The sequence below is a fragment of the Dialister sp. i34-0019-2H8 genome (assembly GCF_042846925.1).
GTDB lineage: Bacteria > Bacillota > Negativicutes > Veillonellales > Dialisteraceae > Dialister.
Map to the genome: position 1 here is coordinate 2019025 of NZ_BAABYQ010000001.1, position 16400 is coordinate 2035424.

General features: G+C 52.8%; 15 protein-coding genes and 1 pseudogene. 6 read left to right on the forward strand and 10 right to left on the reverse strand.

Features of this window, described 5'->3' with window-relative positions:
* Positions 1 to 108: 108 nt before the first annotated feature.
* Positions 109 to 618: a hypothetical protein gene (locus tag ACGG9R_RS08775; protein ID WP_022105484.1), complete on the forward strand. Its 510-nt coding sequence runs from the start codon at positions 109 to 111 to the stop codon at positions 616 to 618.
* Positions 619 to 786: 168 nt separating this feature from the next.
* On the opposite strand, the gene ACGG9R_RS08780 is transcribed toward ACGG9R_RS08775, so the two are convergent.
* The 7 genes from ACGG9R_RS08780 to sucC all read right to left on the reverse strand — a co-directional run bounded on the left by ACGG9R_RS08780 (position 787) and on the right by sucC (position 6717).
* Positions 787 to 1209 (reverse strand): GerW family sporulation protein, encoded by a 423-nt coding sequence (locus ACGG9R_RS08780; protein WP_390154068.1) that lies wholly within the window; start codon positions 1207 to 1209, stop codon positions 787 to 789.
* Entirely contained in the window at positions 1202 to 1873 is a 672-nt protein-coding gene (locus ACGG9R_RS08785; protein WP_390154071.1) for a hypothetical protein, read from the reverse strand. Before ACGG9R_RS08785 ends, ACGG9R_RS08780 begins: the two co-directional genes overlap by 8 nt.
* The gene (locus ACGG9R_RS08790) at positions 1870 to 2904 is read right to left on the reverse strand and encodes a helix-turn-helix transcriptional regulator (RefSeq protein WP_390154073.1); all 1035 of its coding nucleotides are present in this window, start codon (positions 2902 to 2904) and stop codon (positions 1870 to 1872) included. Before ACGG9R_RS08790 ends, ACGG9R_RS08785 begins: the two co-directional genes overlap by 4 nt.
* A gap of 65 nt (positions 2905 to 2969) precedes the next feature.
* Positions 2970 to 3548 (reverse strand): phosphatase PAP2 family protein, encoded by a 579-nt coding sequence (locus ACGG9R_RS08795; protein ID WP_390154076.1) that lies wholly within the window; start codon positions 3546 to 3548, stop codon positions 2970 to 2972.
* 108 nt (positions 3549 to 3656) lie between these two features.
* Positions 3657 to 3938: an RNA helicase gene (locus ACGG9R_RS08800; RefSeq protein WP_390154079.1), complete on the reverse strand. Its 282-nt coding sequence runs from the start codon at positions 3936 to 3938 to the stop codon at positions 3657 to 3659.
* A gap of 272 nt (positions 3939 to 4210) precedes the next feature.
* Positions 4211 to 5113: a succinate--CoA ligase subunit alpha gene (gene sucD / locus ACGG9R_RS08805; RefSeq protein ID WP_390154082.1), complete on the reverse strand. Its 903-nt coding sequence runs from the start codon at positions 5111 to 5113 to the stop codon at positions 4211 to 4213.
* 407 nt (positions 5114 to 5520) lie between these two features.
* Entirely contained in the window at positions 5521 to 6717 is a 1197-nt protein-coding gene (gene sucC / locus ACGG9R_RS08810; protein WP_022105493.1) for an ADP-forming succinate--CoA ligase subunit beta, read from the reverse strand.
* A gap of 266 nt (positions 6718 to 6983) precedes the next feature.
* On the opposite strand from sucC, the gene ACGG9R_RS08815 reads away from it, so the two are divergent.
* From ACGG9R_RS08815 to ACGG9R_RS08825, 3 genes and pseudogenes are all read left to right on the forward strand, one after another.
* Positions 6984 to 8027 carry a threonine aldolase family protein gene (locus ACGG9R_RS08815; protein WP_390154085.1) on the forward strand — a complete coding sequence of 348 codons (1044 nt, stop codon included), beginning with the start codon at positions 6984 to 6986 and terminating at the stop codon, positions 8025 to 8027.
* 506 nt (positions 8028 to 8533) lie between these two features.
* Positions 8534 to 9094, forward strand: coding sequence for a TetR/AcrR family transcriptional regulator (locus tag ACGG9R_RS08820; protein ID WP_022105495.1), 561 nt, complete (start codon positions 8534 to 8536; stop codon positions 9092 to 9094).
* 468 nt (positions 9095 to 9562) lie between these two features.
* Positions 9563 to 11068 (forward strand): annotated as a pseudogene (locus ACGG9R_RS08825) (IMP dehydrogenase).
* A gap of 39 nt (positions 11069 to 11107) precedes the next feature.
* On the opposite strand, the gene ACGG9R_RS08830 reads toward ACGG9R_RS08825, so the two are convergent.
* Both ACGG9R_RS08830 and ACGG9R_RS08835 read right to left on the reverse strand, forming a co-directional pair.
* Positions 11108 to 11386, reverse strand: coding sequence for a type II toxin-antitoxin system YafQ family toxin (locus tag ACGG9R_RS08830; protein ID WP_022105497.1), 279 nt, complete (start codon positions 11384 to 11386; stop codon positions 11108 to 11110).
* A 1-nt stretch (position 11387) separates the two neighbouring features.
* The gene (locus tag ACGG9R_RS08835; RefSeq protein ID WP_022105498.1) at positions 11388 to 11663 is read right to left on the reverse strand and encodes a type II toxin-antitoxin system RelB/DinJ family antitoxin; all 276 of its coding nucleotides are present in this window, start codon (positions 11661 to 11663) and stop codon (positions 11388 to 11390) included.
* 226 nt (positions 11664 to 11889) lie between these two features.
* On the opposite strand from ACGG9R_RS08835, the gene ACGG9R_RS08840 reads away from it, so the two are divergent.
* On the forward strand, positions 11890 to 12273 hold the full coding sequence (locus tag ACGG9R_RS08840) for a hypothetical protein (protein WP_022105499.1): 384 nt from the start codon (positions 11890 to 11892) through the stop codon (positions 12271 to 12273).
* Positions 12273 to 13553, forward strand: a complete 1281-nt coding sequence (locus ACGG9R_RS08845; RefSeq protein ID WP_390154090.1) for a M18 family aminopeptidase — start codon at positions 12273 to 12275, stop codon at positions 13551 to 13553. The genes ACGG9R_RS08840 and ACGG9R_RS08845 overlap by 1 nt, the downstream gene beginning before the upstream one ends.
* Positions 13554 to 14089: 536 nt before the next feature.
* Here ACGG9R_RS08845 and ACGG9R_RS08850 read toward each other — a convergent pair.
* Entirely contained in the window at positions 14090 to 16234 is a 2145-nt protein-coding gene (locus tag ACGG9R_RS08850) for a TonB-dependent receptor (RefSeq protein ID WP_390154093.1), read from the reverse strand.
* Between the last annotated feature and the right edge of the window lie 166 nt (positions 16235 to 16400).

Sequence of the window (16400 nt, forward strand, 5' to 3'; positions counted from 1 at the left end):
CCCATGCCTTCCCGATACGCTCCCCGTCCCCTTTCCCTCTAGCTATTTCCTATTCGCCTATAGTATAATAGAAAATATTTTGATGTAAGAGAACGGGGGAGCGCAGGAATGAAGAAATACGTGGTCATGATCCTGATCGCGATCGTGCTGATCATTGGCGGCGGTACATTTGCCTATTTCCACTTTGCCAATGGCGGACCATGGCAGGGGACATGGTGGGGCGTGCAGGACGCCGGCGTAAACTGGTCCGGCGATCATATACGAAATCTTGAGACCGTCACCTTCACCCAGAATGACGACAAGACCATCACCGTAGACCATAAGGTCCAGCAGGGCAGCCGTGAAGTACCGGGCAGCCTCACCGGCACCGGCCGCATTGATGGCGGCCGTCTGGTCATCACACCGAAAAACGGCGGCAAGGAACTGGCTCTCTCCTACAGCGCGGTCTCCAGATCCATGGATACCCCTTTCACGAATGCGGACAAGAGTACCGTCACACTGAAGGCACTCGCCCCGGAAAACAATGAGGAGATGGAATCCATACGAAGCGAGATCGTCCAGATCTCTCAAAAGCCGGAAAATAAAATCGATACGACTTTATCGAAAGCCAAAAGTTGAAAAGAAAAGCGTGCATGTCGTTCATCTGACAAACGACATGCACGCTTTTTATGTTGTCGGGTACGGCTTCCCATGGGATCGCGGCGATGGCAGCGGCTTTCCGCCGATCTATGCCCCGATATCCGAAGGTCGTCTTTCGACGTTTCATGAAACGGCAAGGGCTGCTCCCTACTCCTTGCTCTTCGCTTCGATCGCCGCCGTCTCTGCTTCTTCTTCCATGGCCTGCTTGGCTTCCTTGAGCGCCGCCTCTCTCACGGCCTCCTGCTTTTCCTTTTTCTTGGTGAAATGGGAGATGACCTCCGGGACCATGTTCAGCACCTTATCGATGGTACCATTCGGCCCTGCATTCTTGATAGAGAAAAGCTCGACGCGTTCCCCCTTCATGATGAGGACGGCGGTCGGTGTCACCTTGCCGCCGCCGGCGCCCCCTACGGCATTCGTGCCCTGACTGCCGGTGCCGAAGCCGAAGGAAATATCCACAAAGGGCACGATGGTCGCATCGCCCAGATAGATGGGCTGTCCCACCACGGATTCGGTGGTGATCATCTTCTTGAAATCTTCAAAGATCTGCTTTCTAACTTCATCATCCATGGTTCTTTTCCTCTTTTCTGAAATGCCAGAACTCTCTGGCGGGTCTCGACAGGAGAAGCCTGCCGGCTATATAGATCATAGTCAAAGGAATGATCCGCCCCTTTGCCTCCCCCGACAGGGTATTCACGGGCTCCAGATAATTCCATCGGATCTCTTTTGTCTCTTGGGCAAGGAACGCCATCGCCATACCGCAGGCAATGCCCGTCGTCATGGGATCGCCTGTCCCAAAGTCTCCCCGAATGCGGCACCTGCGTGGAAAGCTGTGCGACAGGAGATTTCCTGCCGCATGGAGGACACGCTCCGCTAGCCCATTTCCCATGGCGAAACGGATCTCTCGCCAAAGGGAGACCTCCTTCTTCTCCTCTGCCACACTCTCTGCTTGCCCCTCGGCAGCATCCGGCAGCCTCTCATGCACTTCTGCCTTCTCTTCTGCCTGTGCGAGCGCTTCTTCCATCCAGTCCGTTTCAGGCTCCTCTGCCATTTCCACTTGAGGCGAGGGCTCTTCCCTGGCAGGCGGAAGCTCGATCTCCTTCCGCCAAAGCCCCAAAAGCACGGAGACCGACAGGGTGAGCTTCCAGCGCACGAGCGTCACGGTATAACGGATGGGGATCAGGAGAAGTATAAGAACAGCGGCGAGGAGAAAGGCAAGCATGCCTATGATCATAGGCCGTAGAGGCGCGCCAGGCTCTGGGCTGCCTCCTTCACCTCCCGCACCAGGTACGACGGAGAGAGCACCTTGACAAGCGGTGCCTTCTTCAGAGCCCAGGCTTTCATGGCGGCTTGGGGAAGCGTCACTTCCATGGTCACCTTATCCGGGCTCGCAGAAATGAGACGGGCCCTCTTGCCGAAATCCGTCTGAATGTCTGTCAGAAGGCGCACATCTGCCTCAAAAGTGACCTCTACGGGATTTCCTGTATAAATATCCCGATCTGCCACCAGAAGCTCATCGAGCTTCGCAGAGGCATCGGCGCCTGCGAGACTTTTCTGCCCCCGCGCCGGCGCAGAAAGGAGCATGATGTCCGCCATACGGTCTACGAAAAAATAGGAAATATCCTCCCGTCCTTCCACATTGCAGAGAAGACAGTATCGATCATCCGATGCGATCACCTGAAAAGGATGTACGATATAGCAGCGCGCCTCTCCTGACGGGCTCATACCGTGATGCCGTTTGCCGTCCACTTCATAGTGGTCATAGTAAAAGGAGAGCTGCCTCTTTTCGCAAAGTGCCTGCGAGAGCAGGACAAGCGTCTCCCTCACGTCTGGGAGATTCTGCGGAAGCGGCAGATTCCGTATGCCTTCCTTCCCGTCCTCAAAAGAACGGCACTGCAGCCGCTTCAGCTTCTCTGCGAGCTGGCGGATCTGCATCGCCGGAAGATGCGAGAAATAGAGGAGATCGATCACCGTCTTCAAATCCTGTGGCGAGAGCACATGATCCCAGTACCAGTCAAGCGAAAGCGGCGCTTCCTTCCCATTCACCATGCGCGGCACCTCGCGGCACATCACAGGCAGCCCCGCCTCCTTCAGGCGGAGCAGATTTCTGGATATAGACTTGCGGCTCACGACCATCCCATACTTGCTCTCCATAAGACGAAGAATGTCCTGCTGAGACAAAGGGTGATCCTTGTCCGACTCGCGCAAAAGGACCTGCACGATGCGGATGATAGAGAGCTTGCTGCCCGTCTCACTGCTTGCCATAGGATCACCTCCTTAGGAAAATGAGGGATGCGGATACGAGGAAACTGCCGGTGACACATCCCCGCTCACTTCCTCGAGAATACCCAGTCACTCACCGTCGAGCCGAAATTCGCGAGCGCAGCGAGGGCTGCTGCGAAGGGCGCTGCGTGGATCAGCCGATGCACGAGCCCCGCGATGGCGACGCCGCCCAAAAGATCCGTCGGATAATGCACACCGGCGAAAATACGGGAAAATGCAAGAAGCCCGGCAAAAGCCGCCAACAGCTGCGCCCCCGGCATGTGCATGCGGAAAAGCTCCATGACGACGATGGCCCCATTCATCGTGTGATTGCTGGGAAACGATGCATTGGCCTTATGCCCGGTGAAATTCCAGATGCGCCAGTCGCATACAAAAGGCCTTCTCCGTCTCCACACCCTGCCGATGGCAAAGGAAAGGAGAGATGCGACCACGACTCCCGCGAAGGACAGCACGCAGCAGAGCCTGCGCGCCTTCCGTCCTTCCCCGGGTGCAAACCAGAGGAGAAGTCCGTAGATCACAAAAGCCCAGTGTCCGTAGCGTGTGACAAGGTCCATGAACAGACTCGCCTTGCGCGAGACGGATGTGGCTTCATTCACCTTTCTTACGATATAGAGATCCGGATTCATCAGCTTCCTCCTTTGCCGCTTGTTGCTTCTCATTTTAGCATAAGGAGGGGGATTTGACAAAAGCGGGGACGCGGGGAGGACAAGTAAAAAAGAGCCGCGCGGCCCTTTTTATACGTTCTTCTTTTTTTCTTCCGCTTCCTTCTTCTTTTTCTCTACCGTTTCCAGGTAGCCGCTCCGCCGAAGCACCATAGACAAAATGGCGACCAGCGAGCCTAGAAGGATGAAAATATTCATCGTCGTGAATCCCTCGCCCCAGCCGATACGAAAGATCGCATAAGCAAGCACGACAAAAAGCAGTGAATCTTGAAATTTACCAAACATCGCGTTCCCTCCCGTCTTTTCTCCTACAATAGCGGAAAGCAGTGTCCCCGTCAAGTAAAAACTTTTCATGTGCATGGAGGAGAGATGGAGGCTAGTGACTGGTGACTAGTAACTAGGGATTAGGAGCCTCAAGTGACTTGTGACTAGTGACTTGAAAGGTGCTTTCGAGCATCGCCCCATCCATACTCTGCGGCGCTTCTATATTTTTATGCGCCGCACCACCCCCGCTGAACCCTCTGAACCAGTAGAACCCGCTCCCCCTCTTTCGCAAACAATCAAGGGGGCAGGCAGCACGCCCACGGTCTAACCCAAAAAGCAGTCCCTCACGGGACCGCTTTTCATCAGCATGTATGGCATTCGTCATAGAGCCCTTCCTTTTTCAAGAGCTCGATGACCGTCTCACCGATATGCGCTACCGTTTCTGCGACAGGGATCCCTACCGCATTCAGTGCAGCGATCTTTTCTACCGCAGTCCCCTTGCCGCCGGAAATGATGGCGCCGGCATGACCCATGCGCTTTCCTGGAGGTGCCATGCGGCCGGCGATGAAGGCAGCGACAGGCTTCTTCATATTGTCATGGATCCATTTCGCAGCCTGTTCCTCCGCCGTACCACCGATCTCGCCGATCATGAGGACCGCCTTGGTATCCGGGTCGTCATTGAAAAGCTTCAGTGCATCGATGAAGTCTGTGCCTTTGATCGGGTCGCCGCCGATGCCGATCGCACTCGTCTGTCCGATGCCCGCATTGGTCAGCTGGAAGGTCGCTTCGTAAGTCAGCGTGCCGGAACGGGAAACCACGCCCACGTGGCCTTTTTTATAGATCTGTCCGGGGATGATGCCGATATTCGCTTCATCGACAGAAATGAGACCCGGGCAGTTCGGTCCGATGAGGCGGGTCTTCTTGCCCAGCATGTAGCGGTGCACCTTGACCATATCTTCGACCGGGATGTGTTCCGTGATGCAGACGACGAGCTCCAAGCCCGCTTCGACGGCTTCAAGGATGGCATCGGCTGCAAAGGCAGCCGGTACGAAAATGACCGAGGTCGTGGCTTTGGTGACAGCGACGGCATCTCTCACGGTATTGAAGACCGGTACGCCGCAGCAGACTTCACCGGCTCTTCCCGGTGCCGTGCCGCCTACTATATTTGTGCCATACTTCTGCATCTGTTCGGTATGGAAACGGGCTGCCTTGCCCGTGATGCCCTGCACAATGACTTTGGTATCTTTATGAATTAAAACGCTCATGGGTACATCCTCCTGAGGTTAAATGAGAGGTTAAATGATAAGTATTTGTTCGTAGTCAAACATAGCAGACCGAACCGTATTACAAGGGTTAGCCCATGGGGCGTGCTGCCCCTTGATTGCGTGCGAAAGCCTCGCTTGAATGAAAAATTAGAAATGAGAAATGTGAAATGATGGTGCGGCGCATAAAAATACAGAAGCGCCGCGGAAGTTTGAAACTAGCGGTTTTCTCGTATCGAAAACCTAATCCCTAGCCACCAATCCCTAGTCACCAGTCACTAGCCACCAGTCACTAGCCACTCATCCCTGTTTTCAAACTTCAGGTTGATAGGCTCTGGTAGCGGCGCACAATTCATAAAGCGCCGCCGCTTCTCGCAACGTCTGAAACCTTGAACCCGTCAACCTTTATTTTACTTCTTCTCTCTCGTTTCTTTTGCGAGACGAATGGCGAGTTTCGCACCTTCATCCATGGAAGAAGCCGGATACAGATTCTTGATATCCGCTTTGGCCAGGATCTCGCGTCCGCGCTCTACATTGCGTCCCTCGAGACGAACCACGACAGGGATCGGGAATTCCTCTTTACCGCCGGAAAGAAGCGCAGCCGCTTCGACAATGCCCGTCGCGATGACATCGCACTTATTGATGCCGCCGAAAATATTGATCAGAATACCGTCGACCTGATCGTCTTCAAGCATGATCCTGAAGGCTGCCACGATCTTTTCCGGCGTAGAATCACCGCCGACATCAAGGAAGTTGGCCGGTTCACCACCGTTTTCCTTGATGATATCGACAGTCGCCATTGCAAGACCTGCCCCGTTGACCATGCAGGCTACGTCGCCGCCGAGATTGACATAGTTCAATCCCTCCGCTGCGGCTTCTCTTTCCTTCTGGTCCTCTTCCGTGATGTCGCGCAGTGCTACGATCTCCGGATGACGGGAAAGCGTGCTGTCATCGAAGTTCAGCTTCGCATCGAGCGCCATGACGTCGCCTTCTTCGGTGACGACCAGCGGATTGACTTCCGCCAGCGAGCAGTCCTTATCCACAAAGACATTGTAGAGGTACTTCATGAAGGTCGCTGCTTTTCTGATGGTCGGCTTTTCGAAATGAAGCGCATACGCCATGCGCTGTGCCTGGAAATCGGCCAGACCGATGACTGGGTCGATGTACTCTTTGATGATCTTTTCCGGATTTTCTGCTGCCACATCCTCGATGGACATGCCGCCGGACTCCGAACCCATCATGACGACGCATTCCGCCTGACGATCCACGACAAAGGAGAGATAGTACTCTTTCTTGATATGGCAGCCGGCTTCGATCAGAAGACGATTCACCGTCTTGCCCTGCGGACCGGTCTGGCGGGTGACGAGCACCTTGCCAAGAAGCTCCTTCGCATATTTTCTGACTTCATCCAGAGAACGGGCGAGCTTGACACCGCCCGCCTCCCCGCGGCCGCCTGCATGGATCTGTGCCTTTACGACTACGACCGGCGTATCGAGGCGCTTCGCATTTTCCAGCGCATCTTCGACTGTGAATGCCGGATAGCCTTCCGGAACATGGATGCCATACTCACGCATGATCTGCTTACTCTGGTATTCATGGATATTCATACTTCATTCTCCCTTCCATGAGAAGATCACCCCTCATGAAAAAAATGAAAGCGCCTGGCGCTTTCGCTGTCATTTTCTTTTTTGGCTATCTTTTTACAGCCTTTTCTTGAAATCATGTACAAATTACAGAAATAATTGTATCACTATCAAACATTTTTGGAAAGAAGTATGCATAATTGGACACGAGAAAAGATAAGCTATGCATTTCAGTCATAGCTTTGCTATAATTTATGACATACATATCCCAATGAAAGGAAGCATTCATCATGAACCATACCCTCCCCTTCGCCTCCGACTACATGGAAGGCTGCCATCCGAATATTCTCCGTCGTCTTTCTGAAACAAACCACCAGCCCTCTGCCGGCTACGGGCTGGATGACATCTCTGACTCCGCCCGCAAACGCATCAGAAAAGCATGCGCCACGCCGCAGGCAGAGGTGAAATTCCTAGTCGGCGGTACCCAGACAAATGCCACCGTGATCGACTGCGTCCTCCGCCCTTATGAAGGCGTCATCGCCGCCGACAGCGGCCACGTGAATGTCCATGAAGCCGGCGCCATCGAGTGGGGTGGTCACAAAGTGCTCGCCCTTCCCTCCGAGGAAGGCAAGCTGACCGCCGACGCGATCGATCACTACGTCTCCGATTTCTTTGCCGACGACAACTGGGAACACATGGTACATCCCGGCATGGTCTACATTTCCCAGCCGACCGAATGGGGCACCCTCTATTCCAAGAAAGAGCTGACAGACATTTCTGCCGTCTGCCGCAGGCACCATCTTCCTCTCTTCATCGATGGAGCCCGCCTCGCCTACGCCCTCGGAAGCGCCGCAAATGACGTCACCCTCGAAGACCTTACTCGCCTCGCAGACGTCTTCTATATCGGCGGCACGAAATGCGGCGCACTCTTCGGCGAAGCCGTCGTGATCCCTGACCCGCGCCTCATCTTGCACTTCTTCCCCATGATCAAACAGCATGGCGCACTCCTCGCCAAAGGCTGGCTCCTCGGCATCCAGTTTGACGAGCTTTTCAAAGATGACCTCTATGTTCAGATGGGGCGCACCGCCGACCTCTATGCCGAAGAGATCAAAAAAGCACTCACCGCCAAAGGAATCCCCCTCTACTTCGACTCCCCCACGAACCAGATCTTCTTCACCATAGAAAACAGCCGGATGGAAAAGCTCAAAGAGACCGTTGCTTTCGGCTTTGGCTGCAAAGCCGACGACAGCCACAGCATCATCCGCCTCTGCACCAGCTGGGCGACAAAGGAAGAAGATGTGACAGCTCTCATCCATGTGATCGAAACTTTGTGACTGGTGACTAGTAGCTAGTGACTAGGGATTAGGGATTAGGGATTAGGAGACTGAGAGATATCAGACATCAGACTTCTGATGTCTGACTTCTGACTTCTGACCTCTGACCTGTAAAGTCTAAAGTCTCCTGGTCCCCTGGTCCCCTAGTCCCTAAGTCTCAAGCGGGCATCGCCCCGTTTCGTCATCCTGAGCGGCGAGAAGCGTCGTATGTGAGATAACGAATGCCAGAACAGCTGCGACCTGAGCCGAAGGATCTCGGCGAAGCCGCCACCTTCATTCCTAATTCCTAATTCCTCATTCCTAATTCGAGCAGAGCTTTCATCCGCAGTCAAAGGATGAAACGCCCTAAGAACTAGTCCCTTCCCCATTTTCCAAATGCCCGCTTGAAAAATTCAAGTACCCCTAAAAAATATGCTCGTGGATACTTGAATTTCTCCTTCCGATATTTTACAATAGCATATATCATACAAGTCGTATTGTATCAGCCATTGTGAAAGAGGAACCCCATGGATCGCAGACAGCAGAAGACCAGAGCCGCTATCTTCGAAGCATTCAGCGCTCTGTTATCAGAAAAGCCATATTCAAAAATCACCATCCAGAATATCATTGATCGTGCCAATATCGGCCGCAGCACATTCTATGCCCATTTCCAGACCAAGGACAGCCTCTTAGAGGACATGTGTCAGGAACTCTTCGAACACATCGTAGACGGTGTCATGAATGACAACCACCCCTCTGACGATCACCAGCATACCGGTCTTCCGGATCCTGTCTTCTGCCACCTCCTAGAGCATATCGCAGAGAATACGAACCACCTGCGCGACCTGCTCATCTCTGAAAGCTCCGACTTCTTCCTGCGCTACTTCAAGACGAGCCTCTCCCGCCTCATCGCCTCCTACCTCCTGAACCACCACAAGGAAATCCCTGTCCCCGAAGATTTCCTCCTGAATCACATCTCCGGCAGCTTCGTCGAAATGGTCCAGTGGTGGGTACGCAAAAACAAAATGCAGGCGACGCCCAAAGAGCTGAATGCCTACTTCCAGACCGTGATCGAGCCGCTGTTGTAACGAGCATGCAGGGATGAGACTAAGAGACTGGGAGACATCAGACTTTGGACTTTAGACTTTAAACTTTGGACTTCTAACCGCTGCCTTCCAAAGTCTCAAACGGACATCGCAGAGGCGCATCCTCTCGCCCCTTCCTCTGGAAGGGGCAGCCGAGCGGAGCGAGGCGGGGTTGGCCCCCACGTATGTTAGGCCGCAGGGATTAGAGCTCACGAGTGACTTGCATACCACATTCGGGTCGAGCTTTCGCAAACAATCAAAGGGCGATACGCCTCGTGGGCTCCCCCTGAACCTGACAACCCATCTCATAAAACTCTCACAAACTCCGCCTATCCAAGGCGGAGTTTTTACGCTATAATAGTACAAATACATAGGTCACGGGAAAAAACGCTTGACCGAATACGAGTAAAGAGGTATAGTAAGTTAATTTATTTTCATCTTTTTACTCTATTTTTATTTAAGGAGGAAATAATGGCAACCTACATCAATGAACCGGCTCATACCTTTAATGAATATCTGCTCATTCCCGGATATTCTGACTGCAGCTGCATCCCGGCGAACGTCTCTCTGAAGACCCCGCTGGTCAGATACAAAAAAGGGGAAACACCGGCCATCACATTAAACATTCCAATGGTTTCTGCTATCATGCAGGCCGTCTCCGGTGAAAAGCTCGCTGTCGAACTCGCAAGAAACGGCGGCGTTTCCTTCATCTACGGATCCCAGACCCCTGAAGAAGAAGCAGCCATGGTTGCCAGAGTCAAAGCACAGAAAGCAGGCTTTGTTCCTTCCGATTCGAACCTGTCGCCGGAAGCGACCTTAGCGGATGTCCTCGCCCTCAAGGCAAAGACAGGCCACTCCACCATCGCCATCACGGAAGACGGCACTTCCAACGGCAAAATGGTAGGTATCGTTTCCTCCAGAGACTACCGTGTAAGCCGCATGGACAAGAGCGAAAAGGTCAAGAACTTCATGACCCCTGTCGAAAAGCTTGTCAAAGCTGATTACGGCATCACCCTTTCCGAAGCCAATGACATCATCTGGGACAACAAGATCAATTCCCTGCCGGTCCTCTATGAAGATGGCCGTCTCTACGGCTTCGTATTCCGCAAGGACTACGACTCCCATCAGGAAAACCCGAATGAAATGCTCGATCAGCAGAAACGCTTCATCGTCGGTGCCGGCATCAATTCCCGAGACTACGCGGACCGCGTACCGCTCCTCGTAGACGCAGGTGCAGATGTCCTCTGCATCGACTCCTCGGAAGGCTTCTCCGAATGGCAGAAGATCACCATCAACTAGATCCGTGAACGCTACGGCGAAAAAGTCAAGGTCGGCGCAGGTAATGTCGTCGACAGAGAAGGCTTCCTCTTCCTCGCAGAAGCAGGCGCTGACTTCGTCAAGGTTGGCATCGGCGGCGGCTCCATCTGCATCACCCGTGAGACCAAGGGCATCGGCCGCGGCCAGGCAACGGCTCTCATCGAAGTATGCCAGGCCAGAGATGAATACTACAAGAGAACCGGCATCTACGTACCGGTCTGCTCTGACGGCGGCATCGTTTACGACCACCACATCACACTGGCTCTTGCCATGGGCGCTGACTTCGTCATGCTCGGCCGCTACTTTGCCCGCTTCGACGAATCCCCGACACAGAAGAGAACGGTCGGCGGCACCATCGTCAAGGAATACTGGGGCGAAGGTTCCAACCGTGCCAGAAACTGGGGCCGTTATGACCTCGATGGCTCCAAGAAGCTCGCTTTCGAAGAAGGCGTAGACTCCTATGTCCCATATGCCGGTCCGCTGAAAGAAAACGTCGAAAAGACCTGCGCTAAGATCAAAGCCACCATGTGCAACTGCGGCGCTATCACCATCCCGCAGCTTCAGGAAAAGGCGAAGCTGACTCTCGTCTCTGCGACCTCCATCGTAGAAGGCGGCGCTCACGACGTCATCCGCAAAGAAAAAGACGGCTCGGATAGATAAGCCGACAATAAAAAAGACTGCCCTTTCCGGCAGTCTTTTTTACATGCGGAAGATATCGGCATGAGAGCCTGTATCAATCAACGTCAGTGTGAGAATATCATCCTCAATCAAGTAAACCAGAAGCCAGTCCGGCTTCACATGACATTCCCGAAATCCTTGAAAACGTCCTGATAATCCATGGTCGCGATACCGAGACTCAAGTGCAGCCCCCTGCATCAAAGTTTCTACCACTTCATCCAAAAGTGAGACGTCGAACCCACGTTTTCGCATCAGCTTGTAGCTTTTCTTGTATGCTGAAGTGAATTTGACAAGGTACATGTTACTCCTGCTCCAATGCTTTTTTCAAATCAGCCATATTCGTATAGCCTTTAACACTCGGATCACGAGCAATTCGTCGTCCCTCCTCCATTGCGGCTAATGCTTCCTGATTATATCGCGGCATTTCCACTGCAAAAGGAAGTCCTCCACGAAGAACGCACTGACGAAGAAACAGGTTCACTGCGCCAGACATATCGAGTCCCAACTGACTGAAAAGTGCTGCCGCCTGTCGTTTCGTATCCGCATCAATTCGGATCTGTGTAGCTGCTGTTGCCATAAGACCACCGCCTTTCACCCTCATTCTATCTATTTCGGTACACAATGTCAAGCATTACGCATTCATACTCTTGACATAAAGAGCTTCGATAAAAAACATGGACCGCATCAACCTCGTTAAGGTTCTTGAACTTCAAGCTCACCATTCATTTTTATGCTATAATAAATCCAGCACTGCAAACAAAGAATGACTTCCAGTCATTCATTCACGAAAGAGAGTGATTGCTATGAAAAAAATGATGATCGCCCTGGCAGCTGCCGCTGCCATCGCTGCCGGCTCTATGTCCGTTTCCGCAGAAAGCCTCTGGAAATATAACGACACCATCACCATCGACATGCAGGAGACCAGTATCAAAAAGACCACAAACGGTCATGAGATCCTGAACTTCGTCGCCGTCGAAGCCATCGAAGGCGGCACCTGCACTTACACCTATGCTTACGACCGCACCGCCGGCACCATCCAGGTCGTCGAAATGGAAAAGGAAACAAAGAAGCTCCACTACAAGAGCAACTTCACTCCGACCTCCGTCAATTCTTCGAATCCGGTCATCCGTGCCCGTGCCCAGATGGCAGAGGATGTATATCAGAAAAAAGTAGGACATAAGAAATAATGGAACAGCCGATCACCGCAGATGATATCAGCCGCGACCTCATCCATTTCATCTCCAAGTCCCCCTCCACCTTCCATGCCGTCCGCGGCATCAAGGCGGCGCTCCTCTACGCAGGCTTCACAGAGATCCGCGAAGAAGACACCTGGCAGATCGAGAAGGGCGGCAAGTACGTCGTTACCAGGAATGGCAGCACCCTCATGGCCTTCACCGTGCCGAAAGAAGGTGCAGAAGCCTTCCACATCACTGCCTCGCACTGCGACTCTCCGACCTTCAAGATCAAAGAGAATCCGGAGCTCGCAGACGGGCCGTATGTGAAGCTCAATGTCGAGGGCTACGGCGGCATGATCATGTCGACCTGGCTCGACCGTCCCCTCTCCGTTGCAGGACGTCTCCTCGTCACGGAGAATGGCCACCTCGCAGAGAAGCTCGTCGCGATCGACGGCACCATGCTCGTCATCCCCTCCGTCGCGATCCATATGGACCGCAGCGTGAACCAGCATAAAGAGTGGAAAGTCCAGAAGGACATGCTCCCTCTCTATGGCATGACCGGTGCCAAGCCCCCTTTCATGGACGTCATCGCCGCCGCTGCCAAAGTGAAGGCCGAGGACATCCTTGCCCATGACCTCACCCTCTACAGCCGCGTCCCCGCCGCCATCTGGGGCGAAGAGAGAGAATTCATCTCCTCGCCGAAGCTCGACGACCTGCAGTGCGCCTTCGCCTGCTTCCGCGGCTTCACGCAGGGAGAGAAGGAGAAATACATCTCCGTCTACGCCCTTTTCGATAACGAAGAAGTCGGCAGCGCCACCTCACAGGGCGCCGGCTCCACCTTCCTTGCGAATACACTTGAGCGTCTCGCTCGCTCCCTCGGATACAGCTATGATGAGACCATGGCCATGATCGCGAGAAGCTTCATGATCTCCGCTGACAACGCCCACAGCGTCCACCCGAACCATCCGGAATATGCGGATCCTGTGAACCGCCCCGTCATCAATGGTGGCATCGTCATCAAGTACAGCGCCGCACAGAAATATGCGACCAATGCCTTCTCTGCCGCCTACTTCAAGAAGCTGTGCAAAGACCATGACATCCCCACACAGACCTTCACGAATCACAGTGACAACCCCGGCGGCTCCACGCTGGGCAATATTTCAAACACCGTCATCGCCATGCCGACCGTAGACATCGGTCTCCCCCAGCTCGCCATGCACTCCTCCTATGAGACTGCCGGCGTCAAGGATACCGCCTACCTCGTCGATGCCGTGACGAAGTTCTATGAATAACTGGTGACTGGTGGCTAGGGAGTAGAGATTAGGGCAATACACGAAATCGGACTCGTTCCTTCCTGACTCCCCCATGACGCTATGAAAAAGGAGCTGTGAAATAACGATCATCTCATTTTCGCGTTCAATCTGCCGCGGGGGACTTGCAGCTCTCATAGGAGTGACCGGGAAACCTTATCCCAGCTGTCTTTCATGCCATAGTCACCCTATCCGCCCCTGCGGGGCACCTTCCCCTAGAGGGGAAGGCTACGATACGAGGATACCATCTTTAAAAAAGGCGGCGAAGCCGCCACTTCACCACTGAACCTTGAACCTTGAACCAAATGAAAGCAAAGTAAAAAGTGGCTGTGAAGAAATGAGGATTCATTTCTTCACAGCCACTTTTTTATGTTGGGGTGCAGGTTCATCGTACGCTGCTCGCGTTTAGATTCTTCGGCTCATCCCCCATGCGTTCCGCGCACCAGCGGTCTCACATTCTCCGTTTTTCTCCGCTCAGAATGACGGTACGGGAAAATACCGCTATTTTGCATTTCTAATTAGAAAGCATATCGCGCAGACAGCGTGAAGGTGCGGCCATCACCGATGTAGTAGTGGCTCGTAGAAATATCTTCATCGAAATATTCGCGATCGAGGACATTCTCGATGGCAAACTGCATGGAGAAATTCTTGTTGAACTGGTAGTTTGTATTGAGATTCAAGAGGAAGTACGCATCGCGTGCTTTGAAGTGACCGCTCTTCATTCCCGCTTCCGTGCGGTCCGAGATGAACATGCCGTCGACGTTCACCGTCCATGGATCCTTGTGGAAGGTCGTGCCGAGATGGAGCAGATGACGCGGGATATCATAGTTCTTATCGCCATCGATCTTGCCCGTCTGCCAAGTGTAATTGATATAGGAAGTCCAGTTGTCGCTGTGCTTCTGGTTCACCGCGATCTCGAAGCCGTGCGTCTTGGCTTCGCCGACGTTCTGGTACTGCTTGCCACCCTGATAGGCGACCGCTTTAATGTAGTCATCCGTCTTGGCATGGAAGAGCGAAGCATTCACTTCCGTTTTTTCAGAAAGCTTTGTCTTTGCCCCCAGTTCCCATGTATCTGTGGTCTCCGGATCCAGCTCGGGGTTCTGATGATAAATGGTTCCCTTTTCCGTGTAACGGTAGACCTGATACAGGATCGGCGGGTTGAAGGATTTGCCATAGGATACATACAGATTCAGCGAATCATTGGCCGCATAATCGAGTGACAGCTTAGGAGAGAATTTATTGTAAGAAGCCGAGTCGAAGGTCTTTCTTTCCTGATCTACATACTGGCTATAGCCATCATACTTTTTATAGTGGTCGTAGCGGCCGCCGATATATGCATTCCACTTCGGGGCAAATGACCATTTGTCCTGCAGATACAGCGCCCAGTTCTTATCTTTACCGCCTAAGAATTGATCTTTCACATTCTTCTTATAAGCACTGTCCCAAGATTTCCAGTCGGAGATGTTATTGTAAACGGTCTGATCAAATCGATCCTGTCCATAGGATCCCCCCAGCAGAATGGTATGATCCCCAAGGTTCCAGCGTTTATTGATATCGAAATCCCATGACTTTGACGGATAAGAAGATCTCTTGCCGCTTCCATCGAAATTGCTGTTAAGAGTCCCCTTAGCAGAGCCCGGCTGCGTGTACCCATCCTTGGTATAATTCGTCATACCCAAGTGTGCATGCACTTTATTCTTCTGATCATTGTACGTCAGAGAATGCATATCGTAGGAACGCCAGCCCTTTGTGCCGTAGAAGCTCGACATGGAGGAATCCGCAAAATCAACGGCCGGCCAAAGCGTCTTTCCATCTTTCTTGACCCAAGAGATCGGGTCGTTGTATTTCCAGGTATAATTGGCATGCGTATACTTGTAGGTCAATTTCTGATCTTCATTGAAGGCATAGCCCAGATGGAAGCCATAATTTTCAGACATGACTTCTTTACTGCCGCGTTCCCCCATCAGCTTATTTCCTTTGGCATCCGTCAGATCTGAGGTGATCGTATGACCGGAAGAAGTCGCACCTTTCACTGCGGACGGCGTATAATCCCTCCATCCATTCGTGCTCTTGCTCTCATAGAATGTCCCCCATGACAGCTTGTCCTTCTTCCCATGCACGGCATACGCCTGCTTCACCGTAGCGTGGCTGCCGTAGCTGACGACCGCAGAGCCGTGGACACCGTCACGCTTCTCGCTCTTCGTCATGATATTGATGACACCGCCGACCGCACGACCGCCGTAAAGGGCAGACTGACCGCCGGAGACGACCTCGATCTTGCGGATATTCTCGACAGGGATCATGTTCCAGTCGACATCGCCGTTCCATGCGGTATTCATCTGCTGTCCGTCGACAAGGACGAGGATGTTCTTCGAGCTATAGCCGCGAAGGTTCACCGTGCCTTCGACAGAATTCGAAGCAGAGACGCCGGTCGCCATCGCAACGGCATCAGAGGCAGTCTGCACATTGCGCAGTTTGATGTCCTTCTCCGTGATGACTTGTACATTCGCCGGTACATCCTTGAGGCTTTCTGCCTGGCGGGTCGCAGTGACGGTGATGCCCTTCAGGGCATACATCGGAGCGGCCTCTGCCGCACTTGCGCTGCCCACGCCGAGAAGCGCCATAGCCGCCAGAAGAGCCGCTGTTTTTTTCATGTCTTTCATGTTCAATTCCCCTTTTCTGATTCTTTCCTCTCTCTAAAAGAAAAGATATCACTCATTACTTATTGGTAGAAAACAGATATTTCTATGGAAAGTCTGAGCCATATGTATGTATTACCATATCATATTTTAAGTCATTTGTTAAGGGAAGAAAGGCAAGGACGCATCT

Coding starts and splice junctions, on each gene's coding strand:
- ACGG9R_RS08775 (WP_022105484.1), top strand. CDS start 109: ATGAAGAAATACGTGGTCATGATCCTGATCGCGATCGTGCTGATCATT.
- ACGG9R_RS08780 (WP_390154068.1), bottom strand. CDS start 1,209: ATGGATGATGAAGTTAGAAAGCAGATCTTTGAAGATTTCAAGAAGATG.
- ACGG9R_RS08785 (WP_390154071.1), bottom strand. CDS start 1,873: ATGATCATAGGCATGCTTGCCTTTCTCCTCGCCGCTGTTCTTATACTT.
- ACGG9R_RS08790 (WP_390154073.1), bottom strand. CDS start 2,904: ATGGCAAGCAGTGAGACGGGCAGCAAGCTCTCTATCATCCGCATCGTG.
- ACGG9R_RS08795 (WP_390154076.1), bottom strand. CDS start 3,548: ATGAATCCGGATCTCTATATCGTAAGAAAGGTGAATGAAGCCACATCC.
- ACGG9R_RS08800 (WP_390154079.1), bottom strand. CDS start 3,938: ATGAAAAGTTTTTACTTGACGGGGACACTGCTTTCCGCTATTGTAGGA.
- sucD (WP_390154082.1), bottom strand. CDS start 5,113: ATGAGCGTTTTAATTCATAAAGATACCAAAGTCATTGTGCAGGGCATC.
- sucC (WP_022105493.1), bottom strand. CDS start 6,717: ATGAATATCCATGAATACCAGAGTAAGCAGATCATGCGTGAGTATGGC.
- ACGG9R_RS08815 (WP_390154085.1), top strand. CDS start 6,984: ATGAACCATACCCTCCCCTTCGCCTCCGACTACATGGAAGGCTGCCAT.
- ACGG9R_RS08820 (WP_022105495.1), top strand. CDS start 8,534: ATGGATCGCAGACAGCAGAAGACCAGAGCCGCTATCTTCGAAGCATTC.
- ACGG9R_RS08830 (WP_022105497.1), bottom strand. CDS start 11,386: ATGTACCTTGTCAAATTCACTTCAGCATACAAGAAAAGCTACAAGCTG.
- ACGG9R_RS08835 (WP_022105498.1), bottom strand. CDS start 11,663: ATGGCAACAGCAGCTACACAGATCCGAATTGATGCGGATACGAAACGA.
- ACGG9R_RS08840 (WP_022105499.1), top strand. CDS start 11,890: ATGAAAAAAATGATGATCGCCCTGGCAGCTGCCGCTGCCATCGCTGCC.
- ACGG9R_RS08845 (WP_390154090.1), top strand. CDS start 12,273: ATGGAACAGCCGATCACCGCAGATGATATCAGCCGCGACCTCATCCAT.
- ACGG9R_RS08850 (WP_390154093.1), bottom strand. CDS start 16,234: ATGAAAGACATGAAAAAAACAGCGGCTCTTCTGGCGGCTATGGCGCTT.